Here is an 18,971-nt window from a genome sequence, read left to right on the forward strand (position 1 = left end):
TGGTCATGTTTGTGAGTGCTCCTTAAAACCTGTCTCACAAAACCATACGGCCGCAGGGCTTAAGTTCGAATTGATGTTGACACTTGACCGCTTGCCTGAGATGAGATGTCTCGTGGCTCAACCGTTGAGGCTGACGTGGCTCGATGGTCTTGTACATGTCCCGGATCTACTGTGGGTTGATTCCAAAGGCGAAATCACTGTGTGGATGCCCGCGCCGAAAATCGACAGGACGATCGATTTTGGCAGCCTCTCGACGTGCCGCTCGGGCTTGCGCTGACATCGGGTGGCACTTTCAGATTTTTGCAGGGCACTCCGCTCGCGCATCGTTGAACCATCGATGGTTATCTGGTGCTCGGCGTTGTCCAGAATGGTTATCGACAACGAATGATCTCGTGCGATCGGTTGTTCTGGATGGCGCCGTCATTGGGGACGTGATGGATGCTGACGATCGTGGTCGCCATTTGACAGCATCGATGTGGCATTTGATCTGGACTGGTCAGATTGCTATTGACTTGAACCAACGGTGGACGCGGAATACATCGATTAGCTGGGATGAGGTGTCCTCTTGAGTGTCTCTACCGCGCTGTTCAAGGGAGCATCAGTACTCACTCCATCGGGACCGAAAGTTGTCGTGGGGCTCTCGCCCTTGTCGGTGGCTCTGCGCGGAGTCGATCAACGTGTTGAGGAAGTTGATTGGTGGGAAATCGAGGGCGCGCGACAGGTCTTTAAAGGACGCGTCGACGCCGTCACCTATTCCGTGTCGGTGGAGTTGGAAGGCCTCAGCCTCAACACAAGAGAGTAGGCTCTGGATCGACAAGAGATTGTGTAAGAGATCCTGACGGGCTACTCGAGAGGCCACAGCGCGCTCGCACGCGAAGGAGAGCCGACGTGGCCCTTCGCCCCGAGCGAGAAACATTCCAGTCAGTTCAAGGTTGAGAGGATGTCAGAGCGTCTTCAACGTGAGTACGTCGTCAATCGTGAACGACGGCGCAAAGCTGAAAAACTCGGCCGGGCACGTATTGGTCCAGCCCCTGTCAAGACGCTCAAGAACTGGATATCTGCCTACAGAGATGAGTCGAATGGTGGGCTCTTCGGCCTCGTCGATGGCAGGAGCCGGCGAAAGTACAACGCATTCGACAGTTTGGACCCTGAAGTCCACCGATTAGTCGAGGAGCAGATGGACGCGCTCGATGGCAGTCGCTCTGACCTCAATCTCGACGAGCTGTTCCGGAGGACTGTGCTTGCTGTAAAAGCTGAGGGGTTGCTAGACCTGTAAATTCCGGAAAGGACGCTTCGTTGCTATCTCAGTCATCTCAAGAAGCAAGTGGGATGGTAGGAAGCGGGCGTCGGTGCTTCTCGATGTCAGAGATCCTGGCAGGGATGACGATTATAAGGTCAGCCAGCAGCCCGACGGGCACGCGTCGCCGCACACGCTTCTTTGTAGGTTCGTGTAGACGTAATTCGAGCTCACAGCGTTTGTGCAGCAGTCCCGACAGGGTGCGCTCGATTGGCTCGGCTCCGAACTCGTAATGTGATCGTCATCGGTACAGCCGACGGCTGTTGGTGGGCGGTCGGGCTCTGTCGCGAAGAAGGCTGGCGCTTGGCGGAGGATATGGTTGGCGTGCTCGCTTCGGCCGACGCAGCCCGCAACCTGCGATTCTCGTCCTCTAGGTCTGCGGGCTTCGCCGGCGTGGCCTTGCCGGAGTCCTTGCGCTTACGCGTCCAGACTCGCAGAGTTTCCTTGGCACTCATTGCTGAGCGTCACGAGTCTGATTCTCCTCGAGGCTAGCGATGAGGGACTTCGAGTCCCATGGACCATGGTGTCGTTTGCCGTTGACGAAAAAGGTAGGAGTGCCAGACAGGTCCAATTCGTAGACGTCTTCGGCGTCGTCCTGAACGCGCCGTTCGATCTTCGGTGAGTTGAGGTCGAGCTCGAATCGGTCAATGTCGAGCCCCAGTCGTTGCGCGTAAGACAGGAGGCTGTTGTGGTCGAGTCGATCCTGGTTTTCGAAGAGCAGGGCGCTGTATTCGAGCATCTTTCCCTGCCTGGACGCGGCCTCTCCTGCGAGTGCAGCCAGTTGCGCGTGAGGGTGAACCGCGGTGAGGGGAAAGTGTCTCCAGACCCAGAGGAGTTCGTCTCCGAAATGTTCTCGAACCTCGTCGATCGTCCCGGTTGCCCGGGCACAGAACGGGCATTCGAAGTCGCCATACTCAACAAGAGTTAGCGGGGCGTCGGTGGGCCCGACAAAGTGATCACGCTCCGGATCGAACGGGCGGTTGAGCTTCGCACCCACAGGATGAGTGGGCCGGAAATGATCGAGCCCGCTCAGCAGAAGCCACCCCAAGCCGAAGGCGAGCACCGACGCGAGCAGGACGCCGACGCGTGCCTGGTTCTGCAGTTCGGGGTCCTCGATGGCGATGCCGACGATGAGCAGCGATATGGTGAATCCGATGCCGCACAGCATCGCGCCGCCGGCCACTCGGCTCAGGCCGAGGCCGGGTGCGAGCTTCCCGGTGCCGGTTCGGTCGAGGACAGCCGTGACGAAGACGATGCCGACGAGTTTGCCAATGACGAGTCCGGCAACTATTCCCCAGGTCAGACGCGACGTCATCGCGTCGGACAGAGTCTGAGCGTCAAGCCGTACTCCGGCGTTGGCAAGGGCGAAGAGTGGGAGGACGACGAAACCGGTCCATGGCCGGAATGCAGTCTGCAGGCGATCATTGATCGAGATTGACTGGCGAAGCGCGCGATTGACCTCGACTGCGTAGTCTGAGCTCGGCGATTGGCGGAACGAGCGCGTTCTCTCGACAACCTGTTCGACATCGGCTCGTCGCGGAGTCACTACCGGGATGATGAGTGCGATCGCGACTCCGGCCAGAGTGGGGTGGACACCAGCGGAGTCGAAGCAGACCCAGACACCAAGGCCAAGCATGGCGTAGAGAGCTCCGCGTACCGAAGGCGGAAGGAATCGGGTGAGGAAGACGAGGATGAGCAGAACGAACGCAACTAACAGCGGAACTGCCTCGAGGTCGTCAGAGTAGAAGAGTGCGATGACGATGAGAGCCCCAATGTCGTCGACGACGGCAAGAGTAAGTATGAAAATCCTCAGCCGTGCCGGATGCTGCGGTCGGATGAGGATGAGCGCTCCGACGAGGAATGCCGTGTCAGTGGAGATCACCGCGCCCCACGCATGGGCGGCTAACGTGCCCGCATTGAGGAGGAGAAAGATGCCGGCCGGAACGATCAGACCAGCGATCGCTGCGGCTACCGGGACGATCGCTCGTGATTTCTCGGTCAGTTCGCCGACGGAGAGCTCACGTTTGACCTCGAGACCGACCGTGAAGAAGAAGATCGCCATCAATCCGTCGCTGACGACGTGTTCGAGAGTGATGGCGAACTGCCACGGGCCGAGGTTGATCGCGAGGATTGTTGACCAGATTTCTTCGTAGGTGCTGCCGAATGGCGAATTCGTCCACACGATCGCAATCGCAGTGACTACGAGCAGCAGAATGGCTGAGACAAGCTCCGGACTGCTGCCGGCCGTGCGTCGTTTCGTGTTCGGGGAGGCAGGTTTACCTTCAGTCATGACTGAAGCTCCTTATGGCGAAGGGGTGTGGAATTGGTTGGATCGTCGGTCCTGGTCAACAGTTCAGAACCGATTTTCCAGCGGTCCCGGAGGGGTAGGACCACAAGGCTTTTTCATTCCCAGTCTGGTATTTGTATCTGTCCGATCAGTGTGCGGCTTCGTCGTGTGATCCACGGAGGCGACGTGGTGGCTGCCGGAATGAGCGAGAGGTGGGCGCGGGAGCTAGCTGTACTGACCAGCATTGAGAGGTCGAGCTTGGTGGCCAACTTGGCGAAGCCAGTCCGTGGGGTAGTGGTCTTGGCCCGGGGCTAGGTCGAAGCCGGTGGATATCGTGGCGCAGGGCGCCGGAGGCTCCGGTGACGAGAGCGGTCTTTCCGGTGAAGTTGAACATACTAAGTTCTTTTCAGCTGCCGGGGGAGCTGGAGGTGGGCCCGAGGTCATCGGCGTCGGTGGAGTGGGCAAGAGTCCGTCCGGCTTCCAGAGCTTCTAGACGGCTGCGCAGGGCTGTGGTGGCCAAGGCGTAGGCATCGGAGCCGAGCGTCAAACGCAACGGTGCTTCGGTGCGGTCGGCGGAGGCGATGATGGCTGCTGCGATCTTTGCGGGGTCTCCGGGAGCTGGAAGTGGGGGAAGTTCGCCGGAGAGCATGCGGCGCAGTTGTCCCGAGGGGCCCTCATTGTAGGCCGGCAGCGGCGCGCCGAGGACAGAGCTAGCTCCGCCGAAGTCGGTGCGAGCTACGCCGGGTTCGACAAGCGTCACGCCGATGTTGAAGGGGGCGAGTTCGGATGCGGCTGATTCCCAGAACCCTTCGATGCCCCATTTGGTGGCGTGGTAGAGGCTCATGGCGGGGAGGGCGACCTGGCCACCGATGCTAGCGATCTGGACAAAGCGTCCGCCACCCTGTCGACGCAAGTGCGGGGTGGCGGCGCGGGCCAGCTGGATGGAGGCGGTGAGGTTGGTGGTGATCTGCCGGTCGATTTGCTCGTCGGAGAGTTCTTCGGCCGCTCCGAAGAGTCCGTAGCCGGCGTTAGAGACGACAAAGTCAATTTGCTCGAGGTCGGCGAACGCACGATCTACGACCTCGCGCAGTGTTGTGGTGTCGGTGACATCCAGCTGGGCACGCCAGAGCCGGTCGCCGTGAAGGGCCGCCAGGTCGTCGAGGGCCTCCGGGCGACGCGCAGTGGCGGCGACCCTGTCATTCCGGGCGAGGAGTTGTTCGGTGAGGTGGCGGCCGAAGCCGGAGGACGTGCCGGTGATGAACCAAGTGCGAGTCATGCGGGCCCTTAGGTAGTTAGTTGATTGGGTACATTTTTACCCTATGGATAGTCGTATGTAATGGATGAGGGCTTAATAGCACGGCAACAGATCCTCTATGCTAAACGCTCGCATCTTCCGACCTATAGCGTCGCGGCGCTGGCAGTGGCCACCTGTAGGAATCCGTATGTTGTCGCCTGGGCACAACGCTGTCTCAGGCGCGAGGTAGAGCCACGCCCTTGATTTCGAGGAACTCCTCGATGCCCACACGTCCGCCTTCACGACCGAGCCCGGACTTCTTCACGCCACCGAACGGAGCAGCGGGATTGGAGACCAGACCGGTGTTGAGGCCGACCATGCCGACCTCCATTTTGTCGGCCAGGTTCAGCGCCCGCTCGACATTCTCGCTGAACAGGTAACCGGCCAGACCGAACTCTGTCTCGTTGGCCAGCGCCATGCCCTCTTCGTCGGTGTCGAACGTGACGATGGGAGCGACAGGTCCGAAGATCTCGGTGGTCCGGATCTCCGAGTCCTGCGGCACCTCGGTCATGACGGTCGGGCTGTAGAAGAATCCCTTGCCATCGATCTTCGAACCGCCAGTGAGGACCTTCGCACCCTTGGACACAGCATCATCGACAAGGCCGGCGACCTTGTCCAGGGCATCCTGATCGACCAGCGGGCCCACCTCGGTGCCCTCGTCGAGGCCGTTGCCGACCTTCATCGAACCGATGCGCTCGGCCAGCCTGGTCGAAAATTCCTCGGCGACCGAGGAATGGACGAACAAGCGGTTCGCCGAAGTGCAGGCCTCGCCGCCGTTGCGCATCTTCGCCTGGACAGCACCGGTGACGGCCTTGTCGATGTCGGCGTCCTCGCAAACGACGAACGGAGCGTTTCCGCCCAGCTCCATCGAAGTCTTCATGACATTGTCGGCAGCCTGCTTGATCAGACCGACGCCCACCTCGGTGGAGCCGGTGAAGGTGACCTTGCGGGCGATTCCGGACTCCATCCACGGGGTGACCACGCGACGGGCCGAATCGGAGGTGACGACATTGAGGACACCGGCAGGCAGGCCGGCCTCGATGAGCACGTCGACGAGCATGAGGGAGGTCAGCGGGGTCAGCTTCGCCGGCTTGAACACCATGGTGCAGCCAGCGGCGATGGCCGGACCGATCTTGCGGGTGCCCATTGCCAAAGGGAAGTTCCACGGAGTGATGAGGATGCAGGGCCCGACCGGTTCACGCGAGACCATGACGCGGGTCTTGCCATCGGTGGACTGAGTGTATTCGCCGCCGACGCGCACGGCCTCTTCGGAGAACCAGCGGAAGAACTCTGCGCCATAGGTGACCTCGCCCTTGGACTCGGCGAAGGGCTTGCCCATCTCGGCGGTCATGACGGCAGCGATGTCGTCGGAGCGTTCGATGAGCAGTTCGAAAGCGCGGCGGAGGATCTCGGCGCGTTCGCGTGGTGGGGTGGCGGCCCATGAAGCCTGGGTGTCACCAGCGACCTTGATGGCCTCTTCGGCATCGGCCGCGGAAGCGTCGGCGACCGTGGTGATGAGGTCACCAGTCGCAGGATTGCGAACCTCTACTGTTTTTCCATCCTCGGCATCGCGCCACTGGCCATTGATGAACAGTCCGGTGTTGAGCTTGTCGATGATCGGTGTGATGTCCACGACTGGACCTCCCTTGGTTATGGATACGTACCTGGTTATGGATAGGTATATGACTGTGTCGGCTGGCCGACCGGAAGTGCAGATCGAGGAAACCGTGAGTCTTTGCGGGCTCTCATTATCACTACAACGGTCCCGGAGAAGAACGACGAAGTCGAGACACGAAGGGCCCGACTGTCAGCTAAGTGTTTGGCGACTGACGGCGTCTCTGATCGTGTCCGGGCCTTGAGCAAGTTCGAGAACCTCTCGGCGGATTTGTGGGGCGTGTACGAGCTCGGCGAGGGTCGCGGCGACATCGTCACGGGCGATCTGAGTGTGAACCAATGCGGGGGCCAGGCTGATTCGACCGCTGCCCGTGTCGTCGGTGAGGGCGGCGGGGCGCAGGATAATCCAGTCGAGGTCAGTTGCGGCGAGGGTCGCGTCTGCCTTCTTTTTAACGTCGATGTAGTGTTCGAAGGTGTCGGAGACTTCGAGGCCGCGCCAGGCCTCGGGGAAGACGGAGACGAGCACCAAACGCCGGACGCCAGAGAGGTGGGCTGCCTCGATTGCGGTGGTGAGGCCGGCTCCATCGATGGCGCTGACTGCGCGGGTTCCACCTTTGCCGCCGGCACCGGCAGCGAAGACCAAGACGTCGGTGTCGTTCAGCAGATCGGCGAAGGCAGAGGCGTCGAGTTCGGCCAGATCGCCGTAAGTAGCGTTGATGCCGTCGGCCTTGAGGCTTTCACCCTGTTCGTGACGGCGATAAAGGCCATCAACTCGGTCACCGGCGGCAGTCAGCAGACGGGCTAGGCGGCTCCCGACGCCGCCAGCGATTCCCACAATAAAAACCTTAGTTACGTCACTTTTGTTCATCGTGATGCTCTCTCTATCAGGCGATGGGCCGGGCACGCACTATCGCGTGCCCGGCGCGGTTCCTGGTCATTGTGACCCGGCGATGATTGTTAGGTCGTTGACTACGCGCGGGTTTTGTTTGTCTCTTTGATGAGGACGTCGGCCGCGGGGCCGGAGGAGGCCGGATTCTGACCGGTGATGAGTAGTCCGTCGGCAATGACGTAGGGTTGCCAGTCATCAACTTTTGAGTACTCGGCACCGAGTTGTATCAGCTTGTCCTCGACGAGGAAGGGGACGATTTCGGTCAGGCCGACGCCAGCTTCCTCGCCGTTGGTGAACCCGGTCACGCGCCGACCCCGGACCAAAGGCGTGCCGTCAGGATTTGTGGCGTGGCGTAACACGCCCGGGGCGTGACAGACAAGGGCCAACGGCTTGCCTGCGCCCAAGGTGGCCTCGATGAGCCGGACGGAGTCGGGATCTTCGGCCAGGTCCCACAGTGGTCCGTGGCCGCCGGCGTAGAAGACGGTGTCGAAGTCGTCGGCGGACACGGTGTCGAGGCGAGTTGTATTGGCGAGGGCAGCCACAGCTTCCGGATCGGACTCGAATCGGCGGGTTTCATCGGTCTGGAAGTCGGGCTCGTTGCTCTTCGGGTCAATCGGCGGTCTGCCGCCTTTGGGGGAAGCGAGTACGACGTCGACGCCGGAGTCCTTGAACCGGTAGTAGGGCGCGGCAAGTTCCTCGAGCCAGAAGCCGGTCGGACGACCGGTCGAGCCGAGCTGGTCGTGCGAAGTAAGGACAATAACGATTCTCATGATTTCTTCCTGTTTTAGTGGGCCGATCGTCTCGATCGAGGCGATCGATCGGAATGACGACACCGATTGGTCGGTGAGTGCGGGTCGGTTCAGGTCTTATAGGTGCAGGAGTTGACGGGTGACCTTGATCGTGGTGTCCAGTGGGCCGATGTCGCGGTGGATCTTGGCCATGACGCTGGCTCCGAGCCACATGTCGTACAGGACCTGTGCGGTGTCACGGGCGGTGGTATCGACGGAGATCGATCCGTCTTTCAGGCCGATTGTAATAGTCCGTTCCAGGCGGTCGACGATGGCGGTGGTGCCTTCCTTCAGTGCGAGGCGCATCAGTTCCGACAGGTCTGAGACCTCCGCGCCGAGCTTGACGGCAAGACACTTGCCCTGGCAGTTGTCGAGACTCTGCGTCTCGCGCCAGTTCTGCCAGTAGTTCATCAGCCGCTGTGCCGAGGTCAGGCCCGGCTCGGCGAGGATACGGTCCATCTCCGCTAGGTAGTCGGTGAAGTAGGCGCGCATCATCGCCTCGCCGAAGGCTTCCTTGGAGCCGAAGAAGTGGTAGAACGAGCCTTTCGGCACGCCGACTGCAGCGAGGACTTCGCTGATGCCCACCGCAGAGAATCCCTTGCGGGACATGATCCTCTGGCCAGCGTCGAGAATGCTGCGGCGGGTGTCGCCTTGGATTGCTGGCATGTTTCTCATCAGATCGTTCAATAGTGCAGTTGATTAGTTGGTTTCGCGTGTCAATTATGCCGGCCCGTGTGGGTCACTGGCCAAGGAAGTCCAGGAGGATCTCGTTGACCTCGGTGGTGTGGGTGGTGAGCAGGCCGTGTGGGGCACCGTCGATCTCGACGTATTTGGCGGTGGGCAGAGCCTTGGTGAAGCGCCGGGCGGTGGCATCGATTGGCAGTGTCCGGTCGGCCGTGCCGTGCACGATCAGGGTGGGCACGTCGATTCGGGGGATGTCCGCCCGGAAGTCAGTGGGCCAGGTCAGCGGGGCGGCGGCCGAGGCGATCGGACCTGCGTCGGCGGCTACGTTCCAAGCGTTGCGCACGGCCTCTTCGCTCACCCGGGTGCCCAGGTTCTCGTCGAGATTGAAGAAGTCGTTGTAGAAGCCGGTGAAGAAGGAGTAGCGGTCCTTTTTCGCTGCCTCGGAGACGCCTTCAAAGAATGTGAACGGGGCGGCACCGTCGGGGTTGTCGTCGGTGATGGCCAGATACGGCTCCAGTGAGGCGAGGAAGGCGGCCTTGGTGACACGCCCGGAACCGTGGGTGGACAGGTAGCGGGCGACTTCACCGGTGCCCATTGAGAAGCCGACCAGGACTGTGTCGCGCAGGTCGAGAGTCTCCATGACGGTGTGCAGGTCGGCGGCAAATGTGTCGTAGTCGTAGCCGGTAGAGGGCTGGCTGGACTTGCCAAAGCCGCGTCGGTCATAGGTGATGACCCGGTGGCCGGCGGCCAGCAGGGCTGGGATCTGGCCTTCCCAGGAGTTGCCGTCCAGTGGGTAGCCGTGGATGAGGACGACGGGCTGCCCGGTTCCCTTGTCTTCGTAGTGCAGTTCGATGTCTGTGCTGTTTTCCTTGCCAACCTTGATGCGTCCCATGATGCCTACTCTTTCTTGGGTTTGATGGTTACCGTTTTCCGTTAGCAACTATATACGACCGGTCTACTGCATACAACCCCTCAGTAAAATTCAGATAAATGGCCCGGCTGCCACCCTCGGAACATCGCCTATGTTTGCCCGCGAAATGGTGGGCCTTCGGAAGGCAGAGGAGCTAACTGTCGATGGCCGCTGGGGCCGAGACCACCACGAAGTAAGTCAGGGAATACAAGAGAGCTTCGAAGAAGTGCAACCACGTTCTCCGAAAGTACGGGTTCTACCACCGTTGCGAAACTGACCTGGAGAGACGAGCCCTCGAGCGGTGATGGCGATTGGTCAATGATCGAGTCAACTAGCTGATGCTAGCGATTAAACCCACAGGGCATGGGTCGACGAGTAACGGGTGGAGGAGACGAGTCTATGATGATCCGAAGATCCCGTTCGACTGACTCCTCGATGCCAAGGTAGTCGCCCCGAAGCCGGTCGAGGACATGAGGGCGTATCGCAGTGGGCTCCACCCGTCGGAGATCGTTGCTGAGATCGCCCGGTTACTATCGCCTTTTGGCGTGTCGCGGGAGAATACCGAGCAGTTATACCTCGCGTCGTTCCCGTCAGAACTGCCGGATGCCCGTAAAGGTGTCAGGGTCAAGACGGGATAGTTTTTGAGGGTAAGGGGTATCCATTTAGATGCCCATGTCCTGGTCGCCCGTACGCCAGGGCCGTAGCACCGGGCTCGCATCCAAAGATCCCGGCTGGCGCCGCGGGCCGGCAACCCCACGAGGACTGTTCTGCTTCGGTGCAGGCACGCGGACGAGTTCACGGTAGGTCACCCGATCAGCCAGCACAGCCTGCTGCAGTAGCCGGATGAAGACCATGCCTCGATCACGGCTGTTGCGTCGGTTGAATCGGAACACGAATTCGTCGAGGTACTCCGGCAGGTGCTCGGCTGTCCCCGATCCCTGATAGGTGCCCTCGAGCATCCGCTTGATCAGCGCGAAGAGCCGATGCACCGCCGGTAACACCTCATGAGCCGGTCTGCCCGTCGCAGAGACGTTGACAGGCTCGTGGTCGTAGCCGCTCAGCGCAGGCGGATACGATCGCCACCCGTCCGAGATCACTGTCGCAGCCTTGTCGATATGCGTGGTCACGAAGTCCTTCAATGATGTCGCAGACGCATCGGTGATGCCTGCCAGCCGGGCCCGTCCCCACCCGGTGTCGGTGACCTCGATGGCACCGGCGACGAGAGTCTTACCAGCAGCTCCGCGCCCGACCTTCCCCGGCCGTGGGCCACCGATGAAGGTCTCATCGACTTCGACTCGTCCGGTCAATGGGCGGGTCAGTCCCGGGCGCATCGCGGTGCGTAGTTTCGCCAGCATCGTCCACGCGGTCTGGTAGGAGCTGATCGGCAACATTCGGTGCAAGTGGGCTGCTGAGACACCGTTCTTGCCGGTCGTGATCAGCCATGCGGCTTCGAACCAGACTGTGAGAGCGTTATTCACCGGGTCGGGCGCGATCGTGAGCGGGTAGTGCTCTGGCCTGCGTCGTTGCTGGTCAGGGTCAAGATCGGGTAAGTGGCGCATGGGCCCTTACGTCCGGTTTGATCGGGTTGTCGAGACACAACCAAGCCGAGCGAAGGACCCATGCCCTACAACGCTACTACCGGGCTGGCCCCTGCCCAGTGCGCCGAGCCGATCTCCCGTATGTGGCAGGTCCAGACCGCCCGGCCTCCCGGTGAGCGGTACGACTTCACGATGCCGTTCGCCAAGGCGGTGACGATGGTGCTGATCAAGGCGCGGCACAACCTGGCCCAGCAGCTGACCGCCGACCTGCACGGGATCTCCCAGCCGACGGTCTCGCGGATCTGGCGGTACCTGATCCCGTTGATCGGGCAGGTCACAGCGATGGACCGCAAGCACCTGGTCGAAGCCCTCGACCGTGGCGTCGTGCTGATCGACGGTGCGCCGATCCCGACCGGGAACCGCACAGGGACCGGGACGACGAACTGGAACGCCAAGCACCGCAAGCAGGCCCTGGGCGTGCAGGTCGCCGCCCGCCTGGGCGGCGACCTGGTCGCGGTCTCGGATCCGACCAGAGGATCACGGCACGACTCACGCGCCCTGGAGGAAGTCGGCTGGGCAGAACAGATCACCGCGGCACGCGAGGACAACCCGCTGCTGGCCGTGTTCGCCGATACCGCCTACAGCAAGCACACGAAGCTGACGCCACGCCGCAAGAAGAAGGGAGTCGAGCGTACCGAGGAAGATCGTGACTGGAACCGCAAGATCTCGTCCATGCGCGCCGCCGTCGAACGCGCCATCGCCCACCTCAAGCAGTGGAAGATCCTCTCGACCGGCTACCGCGGCCGGCTGGCCGAACTCCCAAGCGTGATCCACATGATCACCAACCTTGAGTTCTACCGCCAAGCCACGTGAATAACGCTCTGAGATCATCGTGATCGGAACCGCAACCTCCCTCCGGCCGAGTGGTACGGTTAAGGCCGCCATCGAGGGCGCCGGTTTCCCGTACCGTACCGCGGCGGGGCGATTGGGCACGGACGCAAGGAGAGGCAGATTTCAATGAGCTCCGATCGACGGACTTCGCCACCCCGAGGACAAAGCCGGGAGGCACTCGTCGCCAGCGCTTCTGAGCTCTTCGCCCGCAAGTCCTACAACGACGTCTACATCAGCGAGATCGCCAAGGAGGCAGGCGTCGCACACGGACTCCTCTCATACCATTTCAAGGGAAAACGTGGCGTATACCTCGCCGTGCTGGAGCAGGCACTGGATGGCATCGTGGAACTACACAAACGACGCGACAATGAGAACACAAGGGAACAGCGCATCCGAGGGCTCTACCGGCGGCAGATCGAGTACCGACGCGACCACTTCCACACCGTGCTCGCTATGATGCAGGCGGGCGCCAACGACCCGGAGGTCGATGCGCTGTACGAGCGCGCCCGTCGCGCCGCAGCCGAATTCGCCTGTGACATCCTCGGTATGAAACCTGAACCACCGGCCATGCTGCGCATCGCCGTCCAGGGGCTGAGCGGAATGCTCGACGAGGCGACGCTCGATTGGCTCACTCATGACCGCGACCTCGATATCGCGGAACTCGAACAGCTCATCTACACCGCCACGGTAGCTGCACTTCGGTCCGTACAAACGGTCCACCCGGAAATCGGTCCTATCGTCGAGGAACTCAGTGTGACCGCCTAACGGCGCACCGTTTCGAGTGCAACCGAATACTTCGCGAACCTCGACACTCCAGTAATACATTTCCTCGCCACTCTTCACTCCGTGCCTGAAATATGTGGCGTGCTATTCCTGTTCGAGGGGTTCGTGGCGAGCGCAGCCGACGACCCCCCGCCGACGCGTGCTCGACATCCGCGCGACGACCGTGGAACAGCTCTCCGACACCCGTCATCTGACCCTGGCACGACCCCCGATGCGGGGGGTGCCCCTATGTTTTTCGTCAAGGGGTAACTGTCAGATTCTTCAATATTTCTTACTGATGCCAACAGGGCAGGAATGATCGGTCCAGGAATTGTCTCCCAGACTGATCAGGCACTTCACTGCGGACGGTCTATGCTGCAGTCACGACCTCGGGCGAGTGGAAGTAGGTGCCGTCGCGCAGCATCGCGTACAACACGTTGCATCGCCTTCGTGCCAACGCGATCAACGCCTGATTGTGCTTCTTATGCTCGGCACGCTTCTTGTCGTAATACGCCCTCGACAGTGGGTCCTTCAACGCCGCGAAAGCGGACAAGAACAAGGCCCTTTTGAGGATCTTGTTGCCCCGACGGGAGGAATGATCACCCCGAATCGAGGTCCCTGATCGCCAGGTCACCGGTGCCAGACCGGCATACGATGCCAGGTGTCCGGCAGACTCGAAGTCCTTACCCACGACTTCAGTCAGAATCCTCGCCGTGGTCCTGACGCCGACTGCCGGCATCGACGTCAGGACAACCGCGAGGATACTGACCGAGGTCGTGGGCAAGGACTTCGCTACCGCCGGGCACCTGGCCTCCTATGCGGGGTTGGCGCCGGTGACGTGGAGATCGGGGACGTCGATCCGTGGTGATCACTCCTCACACCGCGGGAACAAAGTACTCAAACGGGCGCTATTCCTGTCGGCATTCGCAGCATTGAAGGACCCGTTATCGAGAGCGTATTACGACCGGAAACGTGCTGAGCACAAGAAGCACAATCAGGCGCTGATCGCTCTGGCCAGACGGCGATGCAATGTGTTGTTCGCGATGCTGCGCGATGGCACCTATTTCCACGCACCAATGGAGGCCACCGCGGCCTGAGACTGCTGTCCTTGAGGCCAGCCCGGGTCGAAGACGGCCAGTCCCGGGCTGCTCGATCCTGCCCGAAGGCATGGGTCGAGAAAATCCGAGAGAGTTCGTCAGACCCCTTGACGAAAAACATAGGGGCACCCCCCTGTAAGACTAGATCTAGCTGGTCTGGGACTAGCTGGCAGCTTGGTGTAGGCCGCCTCTTCGCAGCTGTGATCCAACACCCCCTCGGCCTTTGGTGGGCCTTGGATCCGAATTGTCCGGCTTCGAAGCAGGCGGTCGACACCGACCCTGTCCACGCCGACGGCTTGATCAGAAGATTGCCCAGCCCACGTGGCTGTGGCCCATTACAGGATTGCCTCGGAGTGACTTCTACTCGGGCCGACGTCGGCCGTGACGCGGTCGAACGTATCTGCCCGTTCGTCAGGAAAGGACCATCGGTCACAATGACTACCGTCGCTCATTCTTATCCCTTCGTCATCGGCGTCGACACACACGCCCGGACTCACACTTATGCCGTGCTCACCGCCAGCGGCGAACACATTGACACGGCCTCGTTTCCGAACACGGGACCGGGACGTTCTCGTGCCATCGCGTGGGCTGCCCGCCGAACTGGTGGCGACCTCGCCAGCTTATGGGTCATCGAAGGCACCGGAAGCTATGGAGCACTGCTGGCCGGTACCGTCGCACGAGACGGATACGAAGTCATCGAAGCACCCAGAGTCGCGGCCTATGCACCGGCACGGTCAGGGGCCGGTAAATCCGACCCGCTGGATGCCGCTGCCATTGCAGCAGCCAGCCTGCCGCTTGAACGAGCAAAGTGGCGAATCCCACGCCACGATCAAGGAGCACGAGCGAGTCTGCGTGTCCTGCTCGCGGCCAGAGAACAGATGACCGACGAACGCACTGCGAAAGTCAACGCGCTCATCGCGCTTTTGCGCAGCGTCGACCTCGATATCGACGCTCGTCACACACTCACGCCCGACCAAATCACGACGGTGGCCCACTGGCGCACGCGTCGTGAGGAGCTGTCGGCCTCGACGGCGCGAATCGAAGCCACCCGTTTGGCTAAACGCATCACGACTCTCGATATCGAGCTCAAAGACAACCATGTTCGCATCACTGAAATGCTCAAGGCCACGCCCGCTGCCGCGCTATTGGAAGAGACCGGGATCGGACCGGTCAATGCTGCAGTCGTCTACACCGTCTGGTCGCATCCGGGGCGGGTGCGTTCCGAGGCTGCGTTCGCTGCCCTTGCCGGAGTCAATCCCATCCCAGCGTCGTCGGGAAACACTGTCAGACATCGGCTCAACCGTGGTGGCGATCGTCGTCTCAATAGTGCACTGCATATGGCCGTCGTGGTCAGGATGGCTCACGATCCCGGCACTCAGGAGTACGTTGACCGGCGAACGACGGAGGGCAAGACTCCGCGAGAGATTCGTCGGTGCCTCAAGCGCTATCTCGCTCGTCACTTGTACCGAGGACTCAACGCACTTCATGCCAGCACTGAGACCGGTCCCGAGGTGCATTGACTGATATAGAAGATTCGGATCATGGTGACTGGGGGCATGAATCATGCCGGGAATCTCAGGCCAGCGACCCCTTCTATCCTGACGGATCTCGGGGCTACTTAAAAGGTAACGGGGCACCCACCACCCAGAGCCGCACGGGAGGTTCACGACAACTGCCTTGACTTGAAGTCAAGTCAGCGTAGAGTGGAGGGCAGGACCACTGGCGATACCGCTAGATCATGGCGACCGCTGATGGTCTGAGATGACTCAGAGGCGCGGAGCCTCAGAACCGGCAACCACTGAAACGGAGTGCGATCGTGACACATACCCCTCATAGCTTGGAAGTTCCTGGCCGGGTGCTCAACCTGGACCACGCGCGCGCAAGGCACGGCGACAAGGCCGACCGTATGGTGCGACTTCTTGCAGTCGGTGACCCGCTAGCAGATGCGGTCATCCTCGAGATGGACGAGCTCGGCAAAGAGGGGCGCTACGCGCTCAACGCCGGCCTCGCCGACGGTCTGGCGGGCCTGACGGAGCGCCCGCCCGCCATCACCGCGTTGTTGGAGCAACTGGAGACCCTGCCTGCCTGGGTTGACCCCGGCATGCTCGCGCGCGGCGAGGTCGCGTCGCTATCGATCCCAGGGCTGTGGTTCGAATTGTCGGCAATCACCTCGGCCCTGGTGCACACCTATTCCTCGCCCGCGATCGCCAGGCTGCTGACCCAGACCGGGAGACTGACGACAATGGCTCCTCGACGGCTGGCCGAGACCGCCATGTGGGCAGGGCAGGCCACCATGCCCGGCGGGCTCCTGCGTGGCGCACCCGGGTACCAATCCACCGTCCAGGTCCGACTGCTGCACGCGCGCATCCGATCCAGCGCCCTCAAACGCGGGTGGGACGCAGCCGAGTGGGGCATTCCGATCAACCAGGTTGATATTGCCCGTACATGGCTGGACTTCACCCTGAAAAGCTTCGGTGCAATAGCGGCACTCGGCATCGAGTTGACCAAGGCCGAGCAGAACTCCCTTTATCAGTACTGGCATTACATCGGCTACCTGCTAGGGCTCGAGGACGAGAGCTTCTATCAGGACGTTACCGATCACGACAGCGCTGAGGAGCTGGCACACCTTCTCGACATGAGCATCGGCGCACCGGACGAGAACTCGCGCGCCTTGACCGCCGCCATGATCGACGCCCGAGTCGGAGCCTTGGCCGCCGCGCCGAGGCCCCTCATGTCGCGTTCCGAACTCACCGACCTCATCCACGCCATCCTCCGGCGCACCTTCGGCGACGATCTCGCCGCGCAGCTCGGCATCCCCGACTCGGCAGCGTCCCCGTTCCTCGCGTTGACCGTGCTGGCGAACAAGGACGCCCGGCGCTGGCAAACCTTCAGCACCGAAGCCACCACGCTGGCCATCGACGAGAACATCGCTGCCCGGGAGGCGGCTGCCAGGTCGGCCAGCGTGTCCGGCGGGCCTACCTACCAGCAGCACGCACAGACCGGCGCAGCCGACTGACTGCGTTCCGTATGAGTGCGACGCATACCGGGGGTCCTGACTGATCGGATCAGCCGACGGTCCGCTGTGGATCGTCCGAACAGAGGAAGGATCGACATGAACCACATCACCGCCCGGATCGGGGCGATCTTCTATGTGATCTGGGGGCTCGTGCACATCGCCGCTGCCTACCAGCTCCTGCAGCTCGGGCAGTCCCTGGACCCGGGAATGGTGCAGGCGCGCATCTTCCAGGATTCCTGGAACATCCTGATGGGCGCTCTCGCCTCCGTCGCCGTCGGGGCGACCATGAACTGGCGCAACTCTTGGACCGGCTACTGGATCAACCTGATTCTGGTGACGACGCTCGACGTCGCCTACATCGCCTTCGTCGTCGTGCCCGGTTACGCCCCGCTGTGGCCAGGCTTGGCGGGCCCGATTCTCTGGGTGCTCGCCGCGATCGCGTCCACCGTGGGCATCGTCGGCGCCCGGCGCGGCGCCTCAGCGGCCTCGACGCTTCCCATCCGATGATCGCCGGCCGCGGCGGGCACGTAGCCGGGGCGCCTCTCTCGGTTCTTGGACTCGACACGAGACCAGGGCCATCAGGTCTGCTCGGGCACCCCCTCGGTATCTGTCGCTCGCTCTATGTGACTGGATTCCGCATGACTACCGCTTTCTCTCGGATCATTGCTGGTGAACTGAACGGACGCTTTGTCTTGCAAGACCCTGTGCCTCGACGTGAGGCAGCCCGAGCCGCTGGCCCCGGGCTATGAGGGAGATCGTAGGGACTCGCAGAAATGCTGAGAGCGTTATTCAGCGGCGGTGGGGTGCCCATGACGGTGTGACGGTCTGACCTGCATCGTTGCTGGTCAGGGTCAAGGTTCGGCAGGTAGCGCAACGGTCCTTGCGTCCGGTTTGATCGTGGTTGTCGAGACCCCATCAAGCCGAACGAAGGACCGATGCCGTACCACTCTACTTGCGGGCTGTCTCCTGCCCAGATCGCCGAGCTGATCGACCGTGTCCACGAGGTTCACACCACTCACCCCGACCAGGAGCGGTACGACTTCGAGATGCCGCTGGACCAGGCGGTGGTGATGGTCCTGATCATGGTGCGGCACAACCTCGCCCAGCAGATCACTGCCGACCTGTTCGGCGTCTCCCAGCCCACGGTCTCGCGCGTCTACCGGTACTTGATGCCGGTCCTGGGGATGGTCACGATGATGGACCGCACCCGGCTGGCCGACGCGCTGGCCTCTGGCGTCGTCCTGATCGACGGCACCCCGATCCCGACGGGGAACCGCACCGCCACCGGCAAGGAGAACTTCAACGGGAAACACCGCAAGCAGGCCCTGAACGTGCAGGTCGCTGCCTGGCCCGACGGGACCCTGGCCGACGTCTCGGACCCCGTACCCGGCCGGCGTCACGACTTGGTGGCCCTGGACCTGGTGGGATGGGGCTACCAGATCCGCGCCGCGAGCGACGAGAACCCGCAGCTGGCCGTGTTCGGCGACAGCGCCTACGGCCGACACACCGACTGGACACCGCTGAAGAAGGTGAAAGACGTCGAGCGAACTGCCGAGGACATCGCGTTCAACCGTGCCATCTCCAGCTTCCGGGCACCGGTCGAGCGGACGATCGGGCTGCTCAAGCAGTGGAAGACCCTCGCGACCGGCTACCGCGAAAGCCTGGCCGAACTACCAACAGTCATCCACGTGATCGTCAACCTGGAGTGCTACCGACTCGCTGGCTGAATAACGCTCTGAGTATTGGTAGTGGCTGGTCTGGGACTGGCTGGCAGGATGGGAACTGGCCGTTCCACCCCATGGATATGACTCAGAACCAGACTGACCTTCGGGTGTCTTTTGTACGGACTTGTCTGTTCATCGGGGTGGTCGGCCGGTACCTGTCCGGTCCACTTCGGTAGCTTG

At 61.7% G+C, this 18,971-nt stretch carries 16 protein-coding genes and 3 pseudogenes; 10 read left to right on the forward strand and 9 right to left on the reverse strand.

From position 1 onward, the window contains the following. The 3 genes and pseudogenes from INT40_RS20805 to INT40_RS19070 form a co-directional block, all read left to right on the forward strand. Positions 1-277 (forward strand): annotated as a pseudogene (locus INT40_RS20805) (hypothetical protein); the annotation flags it as partial. A 288-nt stretch (positions 278-565) separates the two neighbouring features. Then, a complete protein-coding gene (locus INT40_RS19065) occupies positions 566-802 on the forward strand; it encodes a hypothetical protein (RefSeq protein WP_193096748.1) in 237 nt (78 codons plus the stop codon). Between the two features lie 138 nt (positions 803-940). Then, on the forward strand, positions 941-1,276 hold the full coding sequence (locus INT40_RS19070; protein ID WP_193096749.1) for a hypothetical protein: 336 nt from the start codon (positions 941-943) through the stop codon (positions 1,274-1,276). Positions 1,277-1,748: 472 nt separating this feature from the next. Here INT40_RS19070 and nhaA read toward each other — a convergent pair whose 3' ends face one another. The 8 genes and pseudogenes from nhaA to INT40_RS19110 form a co-directional block, all read right to left on the reverse strand. Beyond that, positions 1,749-3,587 (reverse strand): Na+/H+ antiporter NhaA, encoded by a 1,839-nt coding sequence (nhaA, locus tag INT40_RS19075; protein ID WP_193096750.1) that lies wholly within the window; start codon positions 3,585-3,587, stop codon positions 1,749-1,751. A 403-nt stretch (positions 3,588-3,990) separates the two neighbouring features. Beyond that, on the reverse strand, positions 3,991-4,860 hold the full coding sequence (locus INT40_RS19080; protein WP_193078702.1) for an SDR family oxidoreductase: 870 nt from the start codon (positions 4,858-4,860) through the stop codon (positions 3,991-3,993). 193 nt (positions 4,861-5,053) lie between these two features. Then, positions 5,054-6,511 carry an NAD-dependent succinate-semialdehyde dehydrogenase gene (locus INT40_RS19085; RefSeq protein ID WP_193096751.1) on the reverse strand — a complete coding sequence of 486 codons (1,458 nt, stop codon included), beginning with the start codon at positions 6,509-6,511 and terminating at the stop codon, positions 5,054-5,056. A 174-nt stretch (positions 6,512-6,685) separates the two neighbouring features. Then, positions 6,686-7,327, reverse strand: coding sequence for an NAD(P)-binding oxidoreductase (locus INT40_RS19090; RefSeq protein WP_319022030.1), 642 nt, complete (start codon positions 7,325-7,327; stop codon positions 6,686-6,688). Between the two features lie 134 nt (positions 7,328-7,461). Continuing rightward, complete coding sequence (locus tag INT40_RS19095) at positions 7,462-8,151, reverse strand: type 1 glutamine amidotransferase domain-containing protein (protein ID WP_193096753.1); 690 nt, start codon at positions 8,149-8,151, stop codon at positions 7,462-7,464. 96 nt (positions 8,152-8,247) lie between these two features. After that, on the reverse strand, positions 8,248-8,835 hold the full coding sequence (locus tag INT40_RS19100; RefSeq protein ID WP_193078706.1) for a TetR/AcrR family transcriptional regulator: 588 nt from the start codon (positions 8,833-8,835) through the stop codon (positions 8,248-8,250). Positions 8,836-8,908: 73 nt separating this feature from the next. After that, positions 8,909-9,745 carry an alpha/beta fold hydrolase gene (locus tag INT40_RS19105; RefSeq protein ID WP_193078707.1) on the reverse strand — a complete coding sequence of 279 codons (837 nt, stop codon included), beginning with the start codon at positions 9,743-9,745 and terminating at the stop codon, positions 8,909-8,911. Between the two features lie 680 nt (positions 9,746-10,425). Next, positions 10,426-11,247: pseudogene (locus INT40_RS19110) on the reverse strand (IS1595 family transposase); the annotation flags it as partial. A gap of 135 nt (positions 11,248-11,382) precedes the next feature. On the opposite strand from INT40_RS19110, the gene INT40_RS19115 reads away from it, so the two are divergent. Together INT40_RS19115 and INT40_RS19120 are read left to right on the forward strand one after the other, a co-directional pair. Then, positions 11,383-12,174: a transposase family protein gene (locus tag INT40_RS19115; protein ID WP_193096755.1), complete on the forward strand. Its 792-nt coding sequence runs from the start codon at positions 11,383-11,385 to the stop codon at positions 12,172-12,174. Positions 12,175-12,318: 144 nt separating this feature from the next. After that, the gene (locus INT40_RS19120; protein WP_193096756.1) at positions 12,319-12,957 is read left to right on the forward strand and encodes a TetR/AcrR family transcriptional regulator; all 639 of its coding nucleotides are present in this window, start codon (positions 12,319-12,321) and stop codon (positions 12,955-12,957) included. A 367-nt stretch (positions 12,958-13,324) separates the two neighbouring features. On the opposite strand, the pseudogene INT40_RS19125 reads toward INT40_RS19120, so the two are convergent. Continuing rightward, a pseudogene (locus tag INT40_RS19125) lies at positions 13,325-13,705 on the reverse strand (transposase); the annotation flags it as partial. 25 nt (positions 13,706-13,730) lie between these two features. On the opposite strand from INT40_RS19125, the gene INT40_RS19130 reads away from it, so the two are divergent. From INT40_RS19130 to INT40_RS19150, 5 genes are all read left to right on the forward strand, one after another. Beyond that, positions 13,731-14,051 carry a transposase gene (locus INT40_RS19130; protein WP_413463561.1) on the forward strand — a complete coding sequence of 107 codons (321 nt, stop codon included), beginning with the start codon at positions 13,731-13,733 and terminating at the stop codon, positions 14,049-14,051. A 434-nt stretch (positions 14,052-14,485) separates the two neighbouring features. Continuing rightward, a complete protein-coding gene (locus INT40_RS19135; RefSeq protein WP_193096757.1) occupies positions 14,486-15,571 on the forward strand; it encodes an IS110 family transposase in 1,086 nt (361 codons plus the stop codon). 296 nt (positions 15,572-15,867) lie between these two features. Further along, positions 15,868-17,067, forward strand: a complete 1,200-nt coding sequence (locus INT40_RS19140; protein WP_193096758.1) for an oxygenase MpaB family protein — start codon at positions 15,868-15,870, stop codon at positions 17,065-17,067. A 96-nt stretch (positions 17,068-17,163) separates the two neighbouring features. Next, positions 17,164-17,574, forward strand: coding sequence for a hypothetical protein (locus INT40_RS19145; protein WP_193096759.1), 411 nt, complete (start codon positions 17,164-17,166; stop codon positions 17,572-17,574). A gap of 428 nt (positions 17,575-18,002) precedes the next feature. Then, positions 18,003-18,794: a transposase family protein gene (locus INT40_RS19150; RefSeq protein ID WP_193096760.1), complete on the forward strand. Its 792-nt coding sequence runs from the start codon at positions 18,003-18,005 to the stop codon at positions 18,792-18,794. Positions 18,795-18,971: the final 177 nt, after the last annotated feature.

The sequence above is a fragment of the Brevibacterium sp. FME17 genome (assembly GCF_014897515.1).
Classification (GTDB): Bacteria; Actinomycetota; Actinomycetes; order Actinomycetales; family Brevibacteriaceae; genus Brevibacterium.